General features: G+C 33.2%; 13 protein-coding genes and 1 pseudogene. 12 read left to right on the plus strand and 2 right to left on the minus strand.

Features of this window, described 5'->3' with window-relative positions; translation table 11 throughout:
- Positions 1-6: 6 nt before the first annotated feature.
- The 6 genes and pseudogenes from queD (at position 7) to KKQ79_RS13665 (ending at position 5,855) form a co-directional block, all read left to right on the plus strand.
- On the plus strand, positions 7-453 hold the full coding sequence (queD, locus tag KKQ79_RS13640) for a 6-carboxytetrahydropterin synthase QueD (protein WP_104794264.1): 447 nt from the start codon (positions 7-9) through the stop codon (positions 451-453).
- A 103-nt stretch (positions 454-556) separates the two neighbouring features.
- Positions 557-1,357, plus strand: coding sequence for a UDP-2,3-diacylglucosamine diphosphatase (locus KKQ79_RS13645; RefSeq protein ID WP_213190605.1), 801 nt, complete (start codon positions 557-559; stop codon positions 1,355-1,357).
- A gap of 212 nt (positions 1,358-1,569) precedes the next feature.
- Positions 1,570-1,878 (plus strand): annotated as a pseudogene (locus KKQ79_RS13650) (GxxExxY protein).
- A gap of 37 nt (positions 1,879-1,915) precedes the next feature.
- Positions 1,916-2,995: a LuxE/PaaK family acyltransferase gene (locus tag KKQ79_RS13655; protein ID WP_213190606.1), complete on the plus strand. Its 1,080-nt coding sequence runs from the start codon at positions 1,916-1,918 to the stop codon at positions 2,993-2,995.
- Positions 2,996-3,004: 9 nt separating this feature from the next.
- Complete coding sequence (locus tag KKQ79_RS13660) at positions 3,005-3,544, plus strand: hypothetical protein (protein WP_213190607.1); 540 nt, start codon at positions 3,005-3,007, stop codon at positions 3,542-3,544.
- Between the two features lie 127 nt (positions 3,545-3,671).
- Positions 3,672-5,855, plus strand: coding sequence for a chitobiase/beta-hexosaminidase C-terminal domain-containing protein (locus tag KKQ79_RS13665; protein ID WP_213190608.1), 2,184 nt, complete (start codon positions 3,672-3,674; stop codon positions 5,853-5,855).
- Between the two features lie 158 nt (positions 5,856-6,013).
- Here KKQ79_RS13665 and gap read toward each other — a convergent pair whose 3' ends face one another.
- Positions 6,014-7,018, minus strand: a complete 1,005-nt coding sequence (gene gap, locus KKQ79_RS13670) for a type I glyceraldehyde-3-phosphate dehydrogenase (RefSeq protein WP_104794269.1) — start codon at positions 7,016-7,018, stop codon at positions 6,014-6,016.
- A 29-nt stretch (positions 7,019-7,047) separates the two neighbouring features.
- A complete protein-coding gene (gene pfkA, locus KKQ79_RS13675) occupies positions 7,048-8,034 on the minus strand; it encodes a 6-phosphofructokinase (protein ID WP_213190609.1) in 987 nt (328 codons plus the stop codon).
- A gap of 110 nt (positions 8,035-8,144) precedes the next feature.
- Here pfkA and KKQ79_RS13680 point away from each other — a divergent pair, with 110 nt between their 5' ends.
- The 6 genes from KKQ79_RS13680 (at position 8,145) to KKQ79_RS13705 (ending at position 18,718) form a co-directional block, all read left to right on the plus strand.
- Positions 8,145-8,498: a hypothetical protein gene (locus KKQ79_RS13680; protein WP_069798571.1), complete on the plus strand. Its 354-nt coding sequence runs from the start codon at positions 8,145-8,147 to the stop codon at positions 8,496-8,498.
- 79 nt (positions 8,499-8,577) lie between these two features.
- Positions 8,578-10,947, plus strand: a complete 2,370-nt coding sequence (locus tag KKQ79_RS13685) for a TonB-dependent receptor (RefSeq protein WP_213190610.1) — start codon at positions 8,578-8,580, stop codon at positions 10,945-10,947.
- A 141-nt stretch (positions 10,948-11,088) separates the two neighbouring features.
- Positions 11,089-12,423 (plus strand): trigger factor, encoded by a 1,335-nt coding sequence (locus KKQ79_RS13690; RefSeq protein WP_069798575.1) that lies wholly within the window; start codon positions 11,089-11,091, stop codon positions 12,421-12,423.
- A 147-nt stretch (positions 12,424-12,570) separates the two neighbouring features.
- Positions 12,571-15,987 (plus strand): M16 family metallopeptidase, encoded by a 3,417-nt coding sequence (locus KKQ79_RS13695; RefSeq protein WP_213190611.1) that lies wholly within the window; start codon positions 12,571-12,573, stop codon positions 15,985-15,987.
- Between the two features lie 165 nt (positions 15,988-16,152).
- On the plus strand, positions 16,153-17,910 hold the full coding sequence (locus tag KKQ79_RS13700) for a tetratricopeptide repeat-containing sensor histidine kinase (protein ID WP_213190612.1): 1,758 nt from the start codon (positions 16,153-16,155) through the stop codon (positions 17,908-17,910).
- A 160-nt stretch (positions 17,911-18,070) separates the two neighbouring features.
- Entirely contained in the window at positions 18,071-18,718 is a 648-nt protein-coding gene (locus KKQ79_RS13705; protein ID WP_213190613.1) for a response regulator transcription factor, read from the plus strand.
- The last annotated feature ends 10 nt before the right edge of the window (positions 18,719-18,728 follow it).

Genomic DNA, 18,728 nt, shown 5'->3' on the forward strand with positions numbered 1-18,728 from the left:
TGCACCATGATACGCATTACCAAAATTTTCACCTTCGAGACGGCGCATGTTTTGTATAACTACGACGGCAAATGCAAAAATATGCACGGACATTCTTACAAACTTTTTGTGACCGTAAAAGGAACTCCAATTAATGACATCAATAACGTGAAAAACGGAATGGTGGTCGATTTTGGAGATATCAAAAAAATTGTAAAAGAAGAAATTGTAGATGTATGGGATCATGCTGTTTTGCTAAATGCACTTACTCCGCACAAAGAATTGGGAGAAGATTTGGCTCAAAAAGGACATAAAGTAATAGAGTGCAATTATCAACCAACTTGTGAAAATATGCTCTACGAAATTGCCGAAAAAATTAAAAATAAATTGCCTTCTCACGTTCAATTGGCATATCTGAAACTCCACGAAACCGAAAATTCTTACGGAGAATGGTTTGCGGAAGAAAATTCTTAAAGAGCCAAGTAAAAAGTTAAAAGAGCCAATAAATAGAATTATTAATGAAGTCGCAGAGCGACGAAAAATATTTTACCCTAAGATTTTAATCTTAGCTAAAAAAATGAAAATCGAATTACAGCCTGATAAAAAAATCTACTTCGCTTCTGACCAGCATTTTGGTGCGCCAACTCCAGAGTTGAGTAAGCCAAGAGAAGCTAAATTTTTAGCATGGTTAGACGAAATAAAACAAGATGCGCAAGTTCTGTTTTTAATGGGCGATTTGTTTGATTTTTGGCACGAATGGAAATATGTAGTTCCGAAAGGTTATGTAAGAATTTTAGGAAAATTAGCAGAATTGAAAGACAGTGGAATTGACATTTATTTCTTCGTGGGTAACCATGATTTGTGGATGAAAGATTATCTGGAAGAAGAAATTGGGATTCCAGTTTTTTTCGAAAAACAATATTATGAAGTTTCTGGGAAAAACTTTCTTTTAGCTCATGGTGACGGACTTGGACCAGGTGATAAAGGTTACAAGAGAATGAAAAAACTCTTTACTAATCCTATTGCGCAATGGTTTTTTAAGTGGCTTCATCCTGATATTGCGATGAAAATTGCGATTTATTTTTCTACCAAAAATAAGATGATTAGTGGAGTAGAAGACATGAAGTTTTTAGGCGAGGATAAAGAATTTCTTATCCTATATTCTAAAGAAAAATTGAAGTCTGAAAATTTAGATTACTTCGTATATGGTCATCGTCATTTGCCTATGATTATAGATTTGAAAGTTGATGGGAAGGAAGCGAAACATGTGAATCTGGGTGATTGGATTTCGTATTTTACGTATGGTGTTTTTGATGGAGAGGAATTTAAAATATTGAAACACGGAGACACAGTGAATGCACAGAGCACACAGGAATAAAAAGCTTTTGCAAACTTTGTAAGTCCGTGGTTTAAAGAAATACGGAGACACAGAAAATAACAGAAAGCACAAAATTAATTCTCTGTGAGCGCTGTGAAAAACTCAATGTCTCTGTGGCTAAAAAAAATAATATAGTATGCACGAAAACGAAATTTCTAAAATTATTTTTGATTTGGGACTAAAAATTCATAAAAAATATTGGTCCTGGACTTTTGGAAAGTGCTTATGAAGAATGCTTATTTTATGAAATTTCAAAAGCTGGATTATTTGTAGAAAAACAAAAACCAATGCCATTAATCTAAGAAGTGAAATTAGATATTGGCTATAGAATTGACTTATTAGTTGAAAAAAGCGTTGTAATAGAAGTGAAATCCTGTGAAGCACTAAACGATGTGCATCTTGCTCAAGTTTTAACATATTTAAAATTAAGCGGTTGTAGATTGGGATTACTTATTAATTTTAATACTAACTTATTTAAAAACGGTTACAGAAGAATATTGAACGGAAATGTTTCCTTATAATAACTCTGTGAACTCCATATAAAATCTCTGTATCTCTGTGTTTAAAAATATTTTTAATATAAAATCTGAAGCAGATTTCCAAGCGGCATGTTTGGAAACGTTTCTCTATCAGTACGAAAATGTAGAAGTTTACCAAAAATTTGTAGATTTTTTGGGTAAAAACCCTTCGGAAATTAAAGAAATAAAAGATATTCCGTTTTTACCAATCGAAATGTTTAAAAACCATTTGGTATTAGACAAAGTTTTCGTGAACTTCGTTCGTAAACCTTCGGTTTATGCTCAGACTGACAAACCTTTAAGTTATTTTCAAAGTTCGGGAACTACGCAAATTCAGACGCGTTCTAAACATTATATTGCAGATTTTAACCTTTACGAAGAAAGTATTTATAAGAGTTTTGAGCAATTTATAGGGAAACCAGAAGATTATATTTTCTTAGGTTTATTGCCTAATTATTCAGAAAATCCGCATTCTTCATTGATTTATATGGTAGATTTTTTGATGAAAAAGTCTGGAAAGCCAGAAAACGGATATTTTCTCTATAATCACCAAGAATTGTTTGAACTTTTACAGAAATTAGGTAAAGAAAATAGAAAAGTAATTCTTTTCGGTGTTTCTTTTGCCTTATTAGATTTTTTAGATTATTGTCATTCTGAACGAAGTGAAGAATCTGTTTCAATTCGTTCGGAATACCTCACAGTCATAGAAACGGGTGGAATGAAAGGTAGAAAAGAAGAAATGACCAAAGATGAACTTTTGAAAATTCTACAAAAAGGTTTCGGGACAGATAAAATTTTCTCTGAATATTCGATGACAGAACTCCTTTCTCAGGCGTATTCTCTAGGCGAAAATATTTACGAAACGCCCAACTGGATGCGTGTTCTAATCAGAAATACCGAAGATCCGTTTTCTTATATGGAAGCAGGGAGAACTGGCGCCATTAACATCATAGACTTGGCGAATAGACATTCTTGCAGCTTTATTGCGACACAAGATTTGGGCAAAATTGTAAATGATTTTGAGATTCTTCGCTATGCTCAGAATGACAAACATGCGTTTCAGGTTTTGGGAAGAATTGACCATTCTGATATTCGCGGTTGCAGTTTATTGGTTTCATAAAATTCTGCGATGATTAAAGTAGAGGAACTTACTTTTGCCTACATTCAAAAATTTTGCGATTTTGAAAAAGATATTGTCTTGACCAATCATTTCAATACAGATTGGGAAGCTGATATTTTGGTGATTAATCAGGAAGGTTTTTCTCATGAAATTGAAATTAAGTTATCGAAGAGCGATTTCAAAAATGATTTCAAAAAATTTTATCAAAATCAAAATAGCGGAGAAAAATTTCTGAAGCATGACAAAATTGGTTGTGGTGATTATGTTTGTAATCATTTTAGTTTTCTATTGCCAATGGGAATGATTGCATTGGAAGAAATTCCTGAGCATTGTGGCGTGATAGAATTTTATCACAATGAAGATACTTGGAAAACGGATTTCTATATCCGAAGATTGCCTCAAAGAATTCATGAAGATCTTTATTGGAATCTAGTAGACCAAAAAGATTTTTTAAGAAAATTATCTAGAAATTATTACTTCAAAAAACTAGAATTAAAAGGAAAAACTGAAGAATTTATTTTCAGAAATGAATTGGGAAATAAAAAATAATATTCCTTTTTTTAAGATTTGTGTTAAAAAAATGACTTTTTTTTCTAGAAAAATAACAAAAGTCATAAAAAAATGCTTCTTAAAAAGATTTCTTTTATATATCTTTACTTTCTTAAATACGAACAAAATGAAACATAGATTTACTTTATTGCTGGTACTCTTATTATCTGTAATTTCCGTAAAAGGACAAGATTATTTAGATGATATTATGTTCCAGTCTTTTGGTTGGGATGAATACTCTCAGTCAAGACACACCAGTGAAGGTGGCTTTTACGAATATTATAACTCAAGAGCCGGAAATTTAAAGGCGATGGGTTTTGATATGATTTGGTTGCCACCACCAAGTGCTTCAACAGGAGGTGTAGGTTATTTTCCTACAGAATGGTTCAATTTTTCTCAAACTTCTTGGGGTTCTGAAGCTCAATTAAAAAAAATGCTTGCTAATATGAATGCAAGAGGTCTTTATCCTATTGCAGATGTTGTAGTTAATCACAGAAGTGGTACAAAAAATTGGACGGATTTTACCAATCCTACTTGGGGGTGTGAAACGATTTGTAGTAATGATGATGCTGCAAATCCTGCTAATGTTTATACAGGATGCAGACCTTTTGGAGCTGCTGACACTGGTGAAGAGTTTCCAGGTTCTAGAGATTTAGACCATACTAATCTTACCGTTCAAAACGGAGTAAAAGATTTTTTGTCTAGATTAAAAGCTTTAGGTTTTAAAGGATGGAGATGGGATGTAGCGAAAGGTTTTTCAGCTTCATATTTTGGGAACTATATCAATGATAGTAAGCCATATTATTCTGTAGGTGAGTTTTGGGATGGAAATGTAAATGCTTTGAAAAATTGGATTAACGGTACTTATTCTGGCGGAGCTACTATTTCTGGAGCATTTGATTTTTCTCTATATTATACTTTATCAAAAATAATTCAAGAAAATCCTACTAATCAATATTCTACATTAAATTCGAGTGGTAGCATGGCAGGTTTAGCTGGGCAAATTGGGTTCTCTGAAAAAGCGGTTACTTTTGTTGATAATCATGATACCTTTGTTAAGGGTTCGGCTTTTTTAGGGTCAAACATTCCTAAAGCTTACGCTTATATTCTTACTCACCCTGGAATTCCATGTGTTTTTGCGCCACATTATTATGGAGGAACTTATGCTAAAGATGGCGTAACAAGAAATTATGGTACAGGTTATGCTTCTGAAATTAATAAATTAATGGCAATAAGGAAAACTACTGGAATAAATGCGTATAGCCATATTACCATTGATAAAGCGGAGGTTGGTTTATACGCTGCTTATATTAAAAAAAATGCATCAGATACAGAACCAGTAGTTGCTGTTAAAATCGGACCTTATTCTTGGACGCCTTCATTAGGAACAGGTTGGATTCTTTCTGCTTCTGGTGCTGATTATGCAGTTTGGACTAAAACAGCAATAAATGTTGCTCCAATTATTACTATAACTCCTTCTAGTAGCAAAAATGTTTCTGGAACAAATGTTACAGTTACTATTTCTGCAAGTGATGATAGTGAAAACGCTCCTACTATTAGATATACCTTAGATGGTTCAGAGCCTACAGTTTCATCACCACTTTATAGTTCTTCTTTTACAGTAAATTCTAATACTACTGTAAAAGCGGTAGCTTTTGATAATTTAGGTTTAAGTTCAGGAGTTGTAGAGAGAGCTTACACTTTTGAAACACTAAGAAATATTGTAGTAAGATTTAAACCGCCTACAACTACCCCAAATTGGCCATCACCAAAAATCTATTATTGGAATTATTCTCCATCTAATGCACTTCCTGCTGCAACTTGGGGAACTCCTATAAATATGACTGCAGATGTGGATAATCCAGGTTGGTTTAAATATACTTTCCCGAATGTTAGCCAAGTAAGTTTCTTATTCAGAGATGGAAGTTCTACTGGTACTTTAGGAGTAACCAAGACTGGTGATATTGTGAATGTAACTCAAGACTCTTGGTATGAATGGGATCCTACAAATTCTTTATTCGTGAAACAAGTGAGTTTGTCTACAGATGATCTAGCGGTGAATGCTAAAAAAGTAACCCTAGAAATTTTACAGAATCCTGCTTTAAACGGAGTAATTCGTGTGAGATATTCTAATGCAAAAGGTGGTAATCTTTATCTTTATGATTTGAGTGGTAAAATGCTTAAAACTCAAAAAGTTTCAGCCAATTCTGGAGATGATACTATTTCAGTAAGCAATTTACAAAGTGGTAATTATTTACTGATGCTGAAATCAGATCAAGGAATGTCTGTTTCAAAAGTAATTATCAAATAAGATTAAAATATAAATTCAAATAAAAAGCCATTCGAAAGAATGGCTTTTTATTTTTGAAAATAGAGTAGATGGTTTTTCTATTTTCGAAAAAAAATTGACATAAAAAAACCTTCAGAATGTTTCCGAAGGTTTTTATGTTTGATATTATTTCATTCTGATTATAAAGAAGCAGAGTGTAATAATAAATCTGTTAACTTGTTAGAGTAACCAGTTTCGTTATCATACCAAGAAACTAATTTTACGAAGTTTGGTGATAACATGATACCAGCATCTTTGTCAAAGATAGAAGTTCTCTTATCTCCTACGAAATCTTGAGAAACTACTAAATCTTCAGTGTAACCTAGGATTCCTTTTAATTCACCTTCAGAAGCAGCTTTCATAGCAGCGCAAATTTCTTCGTAAGAAGTTGCTTTTTCTAATCTTACCGTTAAATCTACTACAGAAACGTCAGCAGTTGGTACTCTGAAAGACATACCTGTTAATTTTCCGTTTAATGAAGGAATTACTTTACCTACCGCTTTAGCAGCACCAGTAGAAGAAGGGATAATGTTTAATAATGCACTTCTACCACCTCTCCAGTCTTTCATAGATGGACCATCTACTGTTCTTTGAGTAGCTGTAGTAGCGTGTACAGTTGTCATAAGACCTTCTACGATTCCGAAGTTTTCGTGAACTACTTTTGCTAAAGGAGCAAGACAGTTAGTAGTACAAGAAGCGTTAGAGAAAATTTGTAAATCAGCAGGTAATTCTTTGTGGTTTACTCCCATTACAAACATTGGAGTATCATCTTTAGATGGAGCAGAAAGAACTACTTTTTTAGCACCTGCATTAATGTGAGCAGAAGCTGTACCTTTATCTAAGAAAAGTCCTGTAGATTCTACGATGTAATCTGCACCAACTTCGTTCCATTTTAAATTATTAGGGTCTCTTTCAGAAGTGATTCTGATTGTTTTTCCGTTTACTACTAAGTTATTTCCTTCTACTCTTACTTCTCCATTAAATTTGCCGTGAACAGAATCATACTTCATCATGTAAGCCATGTATTCTGCGTTGATAAGGTCATTAATCCCTACGATTTCAATGTTATCTCTTTCTAACATTGCATTGAAAACTAGACTTCCAATTCTACCGAATCCGTTGATTCCTACTTTAATTGTTGACATATTTTTTGTTTTTAGTTGTTTAAATTAATTTACATTGCCAAGATTTCTGCAATCTGGAGTAAATCTTGATTGATTTCATTATGCTTTTTAATAGCATCTTCTATTGGCGTAAAAACTAAATCGTTTGATCTAATTCCTGCCATTACATTCGTTAATCCTTTCATAAGTCCTACCACAGCTCCATATCCCATTCTACTTGCCAAAACTCTGTCTGCACAACTTGGTGCACCACCTCTTTGGATGTGTCCTAGAATAGAAACTCTAATATCATAATCTGGGAATCTTTGTTTAGTTTGTTCGGCTAATTCATAAGTAGAAGCTAATCTCTCACCTTCAGCTACAATAACAATACTAGAAGTTTTTCCTCTTTTTTGTGCTTTTTCGAAAGTTTCGAACAAATCTTCTAAGCTATCTTTCTTCTCAGGAATAAGAATATCTAATGCTCCAGAAGCAATACCACTGTTCAAAGCGATAAAACCAGCATCTCTTCCCATTACTTCGATGAAAAATACTCTATTGTGAGAAGTAGCAGTATCTCTAATTTTGTCAATGGCTTCCATTGCAGTATTCAGTGCAGTATCATAACCGATGGTAAAGTCTGTACCGAAGATATCATTGTCAATGGTTCCTGGAACGCCAATTACTTTTACGCCAAATTCTTCTGCAAAAATTTTAGCTCCTGTAAATGTACCATCTCCACCAATACATACTAATGCGTCAATACCATTTTTCTGGCATTGCTCGAAAGCTTTTTGTCTACCTTCTTCGGTTCTGAATTCTTTAGAACGAGCCGAACGAAGGATTGTTCCTCCTAAATTAATGATATTGTTTACAGAACGAGGTCCCATTTTGGTAAAATTACCTTCTATAAGACCAGTGTAGCCTCCTCTTACTCCTACACATTCTATTTTATGGTAGTTAGCAGTTCTTACCACTGCTCTAATTGCTGCATTCATTCCTGGTGCATCTCCACCCGAAGTAAGCACCGCGATTTTTTTCAAACTTGCGTTACCCATAGTATTTTAATTTGACATGCAAATTTACAAAATAATACAAAACGAGCTACCATGTTTTTGGTCATATTTGATTTTTTGGCTATTAATAAAATATTGCTATTTTTGCTGGAATGAACAAAAAATTACATTCAAACAGAAGATTTCTGGCATCACTTTTTGCAAGTGTATATCTGTTTGCTGTAGTGTTTTCGGGGTTTTTCCATACTCACACCAATAATTTCAAAGAAGATTTACTGTCTTTTAGCAAGAAACCCGTTTCTGAAAAAATTGTAAATTTTGGTGGAGTAGATGATTGTTTCTCTTCACACTTTTTTAATGCTGGGATAGGAATTTTAGATTCCGACGCAAATTTTCTGTTCATTATTTCTAAAAAATTTACGCTTAAAAATTTCCAATATCACTTTACTGTACCTACAGAAAAAGTAGTATTCTTCTCATTACGGGCGCCACCAGTTTTCATTTAGAATTTTTTATGACTTGCGATGCTATTTTTAGAAGTTCGCAAATTCCTTATTATTTCAATTTTAACAAAAATTAATCTAAATGTTAATCAAAAAAATATATTTTTTTGTTGCAATGCTTTTTGCAGCACAGTTGGTGATGGCTCAATATAAATTAAGCGGAAAAATCACTGATTTTGATACTCAAGAGCCTGTAAAAAATGCTTCAGTTTATCTGGTAGACCTTAAAAAAAGTACCGTTTCAGACCAAAATGGTAATTACACTTTCCAAAACTTAAAATCTGGAAAATATTTCGTAGAAATCACAGGAGATAACTATACTTCATTATTGGTTTCCATAGAAGTGAGTCAAGATGCTGTTTCTGATTTCACCCTTCAAAAATCTGCCAAAGAAATAGATGAGGTGGTGGTAACGGCAGTTACCAGAGCTTCGGAACTGAAAAAGATTCCAGTAGTCATTAAATCTGTAGATAAAAATATCATCAACCAAAACGCTTCCACTAATTTAATTGATGGATTGAAAAATATTCCGGGAGTGAACCAAATTACTTCTGGAGCGGCGATTTCTAAACCTGTAATCAGAGGTTTAGGTTACAATAGAGTGATTACATTGGTAGATGGAATCAAGCAAGAAGGTCAACAGTGGGGCGGCGAACACGGAATAGAAATCGATGAATTTTCGGTGGGGAAAGTAGAAATTGTAAAAGGTCCAGGAAGTTTAATGTACGGTTCAGACGGAATTGCAGGCGTACTGAATTTTATTTCTCCAAAAGTAGCTGCAAATGGTAAAATCGAAAATCAATTGATTACCAATTATCAAACGAATAACAATTTAATTGCGACTTCTTTTTCGAATAAAGGAAACAAAAACGGCTTCGTTTGGGAAGGAAGATTGACCAATAAATTGGCTGGTAACTACGAAAACAAATATGACGGAAAAGTCTTGAACTCAGGTTTCAAAGAATTGGACGGCAACTTAATGTTAGGAATCAATAAAAACTGGGGACATTCTTATTTTAACGTGAGTTCTTATAATACTACTTTGAATATTGTGGAAGGAGAAAGAGATGCTGATGGAAAATTCACGTTTATCAATAACAATGGAGACGATGTTACCGCTACTGATGAAGATTACAAAGGATATAAAGTAGGATTTCCACACCAGAAAATCAATCATTTGAGATTAACTTCAAACAATTATTTCTTATTGAAAAACGGAACCATCAATGCTGATTTTGCTTTTCAAAATAATAAAAGAAAAGAATTTGCAGACGCAACTAAGCCTGATGAAAAAGAATTGTTCTTTGATTTAAATACCTTCAACTATAACGTAAGATATAACGTGAAAGAAACCAATAATTGGGAAACTTCTTTCGGAATTGGTGGGATGCAACAATCGAATACCAATAAAGGAGTAGAAGCGCTTATTCCTGATTATCAATTTTTCGATGCAGGAGCGTTTGTTTTCACGCAGAAAACTTTTAACAAAAATCTGACTTTAGCAGGAGGATTGAGATTTGACAATAGAAATGTAGATGCTCAAGAAATGCTGGAAAATACCGATGTGAAATTTGCGAAATTTAATAAAAATTACAGCGGAATTTCTGGAAGTTTAGGTTTGTCTTACCAATTAGACAAGCAATCTACCATTAAATTAAATCTTTCTAGAGGTTTCAGAGTACCGAATATTGCAGAACTTTCTTCTAACGGAATTCATGAAGGAACTTTCAGATACGAAATTGGTGATATTAACTTAAAATCTGAAATCAGTCACCAAATTGATGCTGCTTATTTCTTAAATTCAGACCATATTAGTTTTGAATTTACACCGTTTGTCAACTTCATTTCTAATTATATTTATACCGAAAAAATGCAAGATGCCAACGGAAATGATGTGATTATTGACCCAAGTGATCCAGTTCCTGCATTTAGATTTACTCAAGGGAACGCTCAGCTTTTCGGTGGAGAGATTTTCTTAGATTTTCATCCGCATCCATTTGATTGGTTGCATGTAGAAAATTCATTTTCTTATGTAAGAGCTACGCAGAATAATCGTCCAGAAAATGAAAAGTTTTTACCATTTATTCCAGCGCCAAAATATCGTGGAGAGATTAAAACCAATTTCGAAAAAGTGAATAATACTTTTTCTGATTTTTATGCTAAATTTTCAGTAGACCATTATTTCAAACAAAATAATATTTACAGCGCTTTTGATACAGAAACAGCTACTCCTAGTTACACACTTTTGAGTGTAGGAATTGGCGCAGACATTAAGGCATTTGGTAAAAAAGACTTTTTCAATGTTTTCATTAGCGGAGAAAACTTAACAGATGTAGCGTATCAGAACCATTTGAGCAGATTAAAATATGCTCCAGAAAACCCAGCAACAGGTAGAATGGGCGTTTTTAACATGGGCAGAAATTTCAGTGTGAAACTGATGATGAATTTCTAAAAATCTAAGAAAATTACTTTCTTGAGATGATAAAATTCTCGTTAAAGCGAATTGACTTTTTATAAGGAAAATTTACCTATAAAAAATGCTTTCTGTTTTCATAAAAAAACACTATTTTTGCAACTCAAAATTTTTAACAAGATGAATGTTACAAGAACCAATCATGACGAAGTAAGTGCTTTGCTTACAGTAACTTTAAATAAATCTGATTACAAAGATAAAGTTGAAAAACAACTGATCAATTATGCTAAAAATGCTACTGTTCCTGGTTTTAGAAAAGGAAAAGTTCCATTGAGCATGGTGAGAAAACAATTTGAAGCGGGTATTGCTTTTGAAGAAATTAACAAACAAATTTCTGAAGCATTGAACAACTATGTAAACGAAAACAATTTAAGATTAGTTGGTCAGCCAGTTCCAGTTCCTATGAACGAACTAGATTACAATGCAGAAGAAGTTTCTGTAGGTTTCGAAGTTGGTTTTGAACCAGATTTTAATATTGATTTATCTTCTTACGAAGCTCCTCACTACAAAGTAGAAGCTACTGATAAAGAAATCAACCAAAGCATCGAAAACATGCAAAAAAGATTTGCTGATAAAGATGCTCAAGATAAAGCGACTAAAGATTCTTATGTAGCACTTTCTATTGCACAAGTAGTAGAAGCTGATGCAGAAGGAGAGCACAATCATCCACCGAAAAATGTAGTAGTTTCTGCTGAGCAAAAAGAAGCTTTCGGTTTGGTAAAATCTCACAAAGTAGGTGATGTAGTGAAGTTGACTAAAACTCAGTTAACGGAAAACGAAACTTTGGCTAAAGATTTAAATTACAACGAGCATGAACTAGGTCACATTCATCATGAAGATTTAGAAGCTACCGTTACAGAAATCTATAAATTAAACTTAGCACCACTAGATCAAGAATTATTTGATAAAGTATATGGTGAAGGAAACATTAATTCTGAAGAAGAATTAAAAGCAAGAGTAAAAACTGAATTAGACGAATATTTCCAACAAAATGCAGATATTCACTTTGTGAATAAAGTATTAGAAAACGTTTCTGAAAAAACTGAAGTTCAGTTACCAGAAGCATTCTTAGTAAAATGGTTACTATTCTCTAATCCAAACATCACTTCTGAAGAACAAGCAAAAGAAATTCTTGAAGCAGAAAAATCTATCATCAAAAATCAAATCATCGAAGGAAAATTATTCCAAGATTATGATGTAAAAGTAGATTATGCAGATGTTTTAGCTCAAGCTGAAGTTTTAGTAAACAACCAATTAGCAATGTACGGAATCCACAATCTTCCACAAGAAGAAGTACAGAAATATGCAGTAGAAATGCTAAAACAAGAAGAGCAAGTAAGACAAATTTCTCAAGAAGTTGCAATGGGTAAACTAAAAGATGTTATCCTAGAAAAAGCAAGCAAAAAAGAAACTAAAATTACACACGAAGAATTTTTAGCAGAATTACAAAAATAATTTTCTAGAAATTTCTTAGAAATATAAATCCGTCTCGAATTTCGAGACGGATTTTTTTAACACACATTTAACTGATTTTTCTTTTCTAGATAAGTTTTTTCTTTATATTTTTATCGTATTAAATTATTATTAATCAAAATTAAAACTATGAGAAAACAATTTCTTTCTTTTGTGTTGTCTTTCTTTTTGATTGCCAATGCATTTGCTCAGAACATTCCTCTTGATCCTAGCGTCAGAACGGGCACACTTTCTAACGGGATGAAGTATTACATCAAGAAAAACGTAAAACCAGAAAAAAAAGTAGAATTCCGTTTAGCGATTAATGCGGGTTCTATCAATGAAGACGAAGACCAGAGAGGTCTTGCTCACTTTATGGAGCACATGAATTTCAACGGGACTAAAAATTTCCCAGAGAATAAATTGGTAGATTTTCTACAATCTATCGGGATTAAATTCGGGCAACACCTTAATGCGTATACCAGTTTTGACGAAACCGTTTACATGCTACCCGTTCCTCTTGACAAGCCAGGAAACCTAGATTCAGGGCTTAAAGTAATGGAAGATTGGGCTTTTAACGCATTACTTACCGATAAAGAAATAGAAAAAGAAAGAGGCGTAGTTTTAGAAGAATTGCGTTTAGGATTAGGAGCAGACAAAAGAATGCTAGACCAATATCTTCCTAAATTAGCTTACAATTCTAGATATGCAGACCGATTACCAATTGGTAAAAAAGAAATTCTACAAAATTTCAAACCAGAAGCGCTGAGAAGATTTCACAAAGATTGGTACAGACCAGATTTAATGGCTTTGGTAGTAGTAGGAGATGTTAATGTAGATGAAATGGAGCAAAAAATTAAAGCCAATTTTAGCAAATATCAAAATCCTGCAAATGCTAGAAAAAGAGTAGATTATGAGATGCCAAATCATAAAGAAACTTTGATTTCTATTGCTACTGATGCAGATGCAACTTCGTCTTCGGCGCAATTTTATATTAAAGATGATGGTCCTGCAAAACCAGATGTTACCGTAAATGATTATCAAAAAAGCATTGTAGAACAATTGGCTGCTACCATTGTGAATAACCGTTTGCAAGAATTAACCAATTCTGAGAAGCCACCATTTATTTTCGGATATGTTTCTCATAGCAATTTCTTGAGAACCAAAGATGCTTTTCAAGCGTATGCGATGACCAAAGAAGGCGAACAGAAAAATGCGCTTAAAGTGCTGTTAGAAGAAGTAGAAAGAGCAAAAAGATTTGGTTTTTCTCAAAATGAATTAGACAGAGCAAAATCTGAAACCCTTTCTAACTTAGAAAAATCTTATAACAATAGAGATAAAACAGAAAGTGCAAGATTGGTAATGGAATATGTAAGAAATTTCCTTAACCAAGAGCCAATTCCAGGAATTGAATGGGAATATGAATTGCACAAAAAATATTTGCCAAGTGTGACTTTAGACCAAGTGAATAACATTCTGAAAAATTATATCAAAGATGATAGCAGAGTGATTGTGGTAACTGGTCCTAAAAAAGAAAATGCAGTACTTCCTACAGATGCGCAGTTATTGGCAACTGTAGATGATGTGAAAAATGCACAATTAAAACCTTACGAAGACAAAGCTGCCATTAAAACTTTGGTAGAGCCTTTTAAATCCAATGGTAAAATTGTAAAAACCGAAGCAGATGCTAAGTTGGGAACCACTACTTTTACATTAAGCAATGGCGCAAAAGTAACTTACAAAAAAACAGATTTCAAAGAAGACGAAATTGTTTTCTCAGCGATCAGTTTAGGTGGAAGTTCTTTAATTTCTAATGAAGACATCGAAAAAACACAATGGGCTTTTCCAGCGCTTTCAGAATCTGGATTCAATAAATATTCTAAAAATGATATTACCAAATTCCTTTCTGGGAAACAGGTTTCTGTAATGCCTTATGTAGGAGGAATTTCTACAGGATTCAACGGAAATTCTACCAAAAAAGATTTCGAAACGCTTTTCCAAATGATTTATGGTTATTTTACCAACCTAAATTATGACGAAGCAAGCTACAATTCTTATAAAGCGAAACAACAAGGATTTTTAGATAACCTTTTGGCAAATCCTCAAACGTATTTCCAAAGTGAAGTTCAGAAATATTTGAACCAAAAAAATCCTAGATTCTTCGGAATTTTACCAGATGCTAAAGCTTGGGAAAAAACCAGCTATAAATTAGCGTACGATATTTACAAAAAATCAGTCGCTAATGCAGGAAACTTCCATTTCTATTTTGTAGGAAATGTAGACGAAAACCAAATCAAACAACTTTCTGAACAATATTTAGCAAGTTTACCTTCTACCCAAAAATCAGAAACTTATAAAGATTTAGGATACAGACCTCTTTTCACTTCTACAGAAAAAGTGATTAAAAAAGGAAAAGATCCTAAAAGTATGGTGATGATTAGATTCAGTGGGGAAACCAAATATAATGAGAAAGAAGATCTTGCCATGAGAGCTTTAGGTGAAGTTGCTACGATTAAAATCATCGAAAAACTTCGTGAAGATGAAGGCGGAATTTACGGAGGTGGAGCAAGAGGAAGTTTAAACAAAGTTCCTTATGGAAGCTACAATTTCAGCATTAATTTCCCTTGTGGACCAGAAAATGCAGAAAAATTAACCAAAATCGCTTTGGCCGAACTTCAAAAAATGATTGACAACGGGCCAGAACAAAAAGATTTAGATAAATTTAAAGAAGGAGAAGCGAATGATGATGTAACCAATATGAAAGACAATAATTATTGGCTACAAAACATCACGAGCTATCAAACTCAAGGTGGCGATAAATACAGCGTTCTTAATTATTTAACTAAAGTAAAAGGACTTACTGTAAAAGATTTACAGGCAGTTGGTAAAAAGTATTTAACCGAGAAAAACAGAATGGTATTTACTTTAATGCCAGAAGTAGAAACTCCTAAAACGGATGCTCCAAAAGCAGCAGTTTCTGCGAATGTAACGGCTCAACAAGTGATTGATAATTACGCCGCAGCTTTGGGTGGGAAATCTAAATTAGAAGCGGTAAAAACCGTGAAAACACTTTCTACGATTAAAGTAATGGGCATGGAAATGGAAGCGACTACTTTAGAAATGGCACCGAATAAATCTAAAGCGGTTCAAAAAGTTATGGGACAAGAAATGGTTCAAGTTTTTGACGGCGAAAAAGGTTACATGATGCAAGCTGGTCAGAGAATGGATTTACCAGCTCCTGCAATTGAAGAAGCAAAGAAAAAAAGACTATTCGAAGTGCTTTCTTACAATGCGGCAGACTTCAAAACAGTAGAAAAAGTAACGGAAGAAGGTAAAGAATTATATCTTTTAGCTGGTGCTGGTAAAAAATTATATTTTGATACCAAAACTAATTTATTGGTGAAAAGCACTTCTGACAAAGGAGATATGGTTATTCTAGATTACATGGAAGTAGACGGAATTAAGTTTCCTAAAAATATCAAATTAGCCATGATGGGACAAAACATGGAAATGACCAATAATCAAGTTATCGTTAATAAAGAAGTGTCAGTAGAAGACTTCAAATAAAACTTGATTTTTATAAAATGTAAAGTCCGAGAATGAAAATTCTCGGACTTTTTTATGTCAGAATATACGAACTTTTTCGTATTTATTGGTAGAAGTTTAAACTCCAAATTTGTAAAAATCATTATTCATAAATTTTTATAAATTTAGACTTAGAAAAGTCTCTGCATGAAATCAATTTTATCTTTTGTATTCATTTTTACACTGAGTTTGACTTTTGGGCAAAAATCAAACCATAAAAAAATAGATTCTATTAATAATCTTCCGTTTGAAGTAAGGTTAAAAGATGCCGCTATTTTGGACAAGGTTTATCTGAAAAATGCAGAAGAATCTGCAAAAATTCATTATGACTTAGGAGAAGCTAAATCTTACAGTAACCTTAGTTTGGTCTATTATTATCAAGGAAAATATGAGAAAGATTTGGCGTATTCTCTGAAAGCGATTCACATTTTCGAGAAATTAAATGACTTAGAGAATCTTTCTTTAGAATGGGGAGAATTAGGGTATAGAATGAAGAAAAGAAATCTAGAGAAAGCGATTCAGTACATGCAGAAATCTAAACAAATTGCAGAAAAGAATAACCTTCAGAAACCCTTATTGAGCATTTATAACAATTATGGTGTGCTCAAAGAAATGAAAGTAGAATATGACAGCGCACTTTTCTACTACGAAAAAGGTCTCGCCTTAAAACGAAAAATTAATGACCAAGTCGGCATTCCTTATAGTTTGAATAATATTGCAGGGGTTTTTGTGCTCAGAAAACAATTTGACAAAGCGGAGGAAAACTATCAAAAAGCCCTTGAAATCAGAAAAAAAATAAATGATACGGTAGGAATTGCAGAAAATTACTCTTACCTAGGAGATTTGCATTTGATGCAAAAAGACTTCAAAAAAGCGATTGGGTTTTATCAAAAATCAACAAAAATCACCGATAAACACAAGTATTTAGGACTTTCGCAAGATTCTTATCGCAAGATTTCAGAATGTTTTGAAAATTTAGGAGAACATCAAAATGCTTTGCAGAATTTCAAGAAATTTTCAGCACTCAAAGACAGCCTCATTAATCAGGAAACCAATTCTAAAATTGCCGAATTAGAGGTGAAATTTGATACCAATGAAAAAGAAAAACAATTACTTCAGAAGCAAGCCGAAGTAGAAACTTCTAGAATTAAATTTTCGGTGGCGATTGTATTTGCGATTTTAGCCTCTATTATTGGCTTTCTTTTTTATCGTCAACAAAGATTGAAAAACAAGCAGCAACATCAGGAATTTGAATTGAAATCTGCAATGGCGCAAATCGAAAGTCAAAATAAGTTACAAGAACAGCGCTTGTCTATTTCCAGAGATTTGCATGATAATATTGGTGCGCAATTAACCTTCATTATTTCGTCTTTAGAAAATACAAAATTTGGAATTCCGAATTTAGAAACTGCGGTAGAAAAGCGTTTAGACAAAATCAGTGACTTTACCAGAAATACGATTGTAGAACTTCGAGACACGATTTGGGCAATGAATAAAGCAGATTTTACGATGGAAGATTTGAGTTCTAGGATTTTCAATTTTGTGGAACAAGCGCAATCTGCCAATCAAAATATTTTGTTCAATTTTAGCATTGACGAAAATCTTAAAAACAAGAAATTTTCGTCTGTAGTAGGTGTAAATTTATACAGAACGATTCAGGAATCTGTGAATAATGCCATGAAATATGCTAATGCTCATCATATAGTCATCAATGCAGAAAAATTTCAGGAAGGTTTAAAAATTGAAATCAAAGACGATGGAAAAGGTTTTGACACCGAAAATGTAGATGTAGGAAACGGATTGCTCAATATGAAAAAACGAATGGAAGAAATCGGGGGAAATTTTTCCATCAATTCAGAAATCGGGAAAGGAACCAGCGTAAATGTAGAATTACTGAAATTTTAAAGAAATAGAACTGTAGAGTTGTAGAGTGGGAGAATTGTAGAGTGGGAGAATTGGGGAATTGGAGATTGTTTGGGAAAAATTATGAAACATGAATCCCGAAACTCGAAACCCGCATCTCGTATCTCGAAACTCGCAACTTGCAACTAATAAATAATATACCATGATAAAAATAGCGATAGTAGACGATAATCTTTTTTTGCAAAAAACGGTTCAAGAGAAACTGTCTTTTTTTGAAGATATAGAAATCAAATCAAAATCTCTGAACGGAAAAGAATTGCTCCAAAAATTAGAAAAAAACTCCAACTTAGATTTGATTTTGATGGATATAGAAATGCCAGAAATGAACGGAGTAGAAGCTACTGCGGAAGTAAAAAAGCGTTATCCTCACATCAAAATTTTAATGCTAACGGTTTTTGATAATGATGAAAAAATTTTTAAATCCATCAAAGCTGGAGCCGATGGTTATTTGCTGAAGGAAATTAATCCTCAAGAATTATACAATTCCATCAAAGAAACGCTTTCTGGAGGCGCTGCAATGACGCCGTCTATCGCGCTGAAAACATTGAAATTGCTCAGAGAACCTCAGGTTTTCGAAACTGAAGAAGAAAAAGAAAAAATTACCCTCACCGCAAGAGAGATTCAGGTTTTGGAACAATTAAGCAAAGGATTGAAATATGATGCTATTGCAGAAAATCTCATCCTTTCTAAAGGAACTATTAGAAAACATGTAGAAAATATTTACGCTAAATTACAGGTTCATAATAAGTTAGAAGCAGTGCAGATTGCTAAGAAGAATAAATTAATTTAAATAGTATACC

The sequence above is a fragment of the Cloacibacterium caeni genome, from assembly GCF_907163125.1.
GTDB classification, from domain to species: Bacteria; Bacteroidota; Bacteroidia; order Flavobacteriales; family Weeksellaceae; genus Cloacibacterium; species Cloacibacterium caeni_B.

Coding starts and splice junctions, on each gene's coding strand:
- KKQ79_RS13695 (WP_213190611.1), top strand. CDS start 12,571: ATGAGAAAACAATTTCTTTCTTTTGTGTTGTCTTTCTTTTTGATTGCC.
- KKQ79_RS13660 (WP_213190607.1), top strand. CDS start 3,005: ATGATTAAAGTAGAGGAACTTACTTTTGCCTACATTCAAAAATTTTGC.
- KKQ79_RS13645 (WP_213190605.1), top strand. CDS start 557: ATGAAAATCGAATTACAGCCTGATAAAAAAATCTACTTCGCTTCTGAC.
- gap (WP_104794269.1), bottom strand. CDS start 7,018: ATGTCAACAATTAAAGTAGGAATCAACGGATTCGGTAGAATTGGAAGT.
- KKQ79_RS13680 (WP_069798571.1), top strand. CDS start 8,145: ATGAACAAAAAATTACATTCAAACAGAAGATTTCTGGCATCACTTTTT.
- KKQ79_RS13685 (WP_213190610.1), top strand. CDS start 8,578: ATGTTAATCAAAAAAATATATTTTTTTGTTGCAATGCTTTTTGCAGCA.
- queD (WP_104794264.1), top strand. CDS start 7: ATGATACGCATTACCAAAATTTTCACCTTCGAGACGGCGCATGTTTTG.
- KKQ79_RS13705 (WP_213190613.1), top strand. CDS start 18,071: ATGATAAAAATAGCGATAGTAGACGATAATCTTTTTTTGCAAAAAACG.
- KKQ79_RS13690 (WP_069798575.1), top strand. CDS start 11,089: ATGAATGTTACAAGAACCAATCATGACGAAGTAAGTGCTTTGCTTACA.
- KKQ79_RS13700 (WP_213190612.1), top strand. CDS start 16,153: ATGAAATCAATTTTATCTTTTGTATTCATTTTTACACTGAGTTTGACT.
- KKQ79_RS13665 (WP_213190608.1), top strand. CDS start 3,672: ATGAAACATAGATTTACTTTATTGCTGGTACTCTTATTATCTGTAATT.
- pfkA (WP_213190609.1), bottom strand. CDS start 8,034: ATGGGTAACGCAAGTTTGAAAAAAATCGCGGTGCTTACTTCGGGTGGA.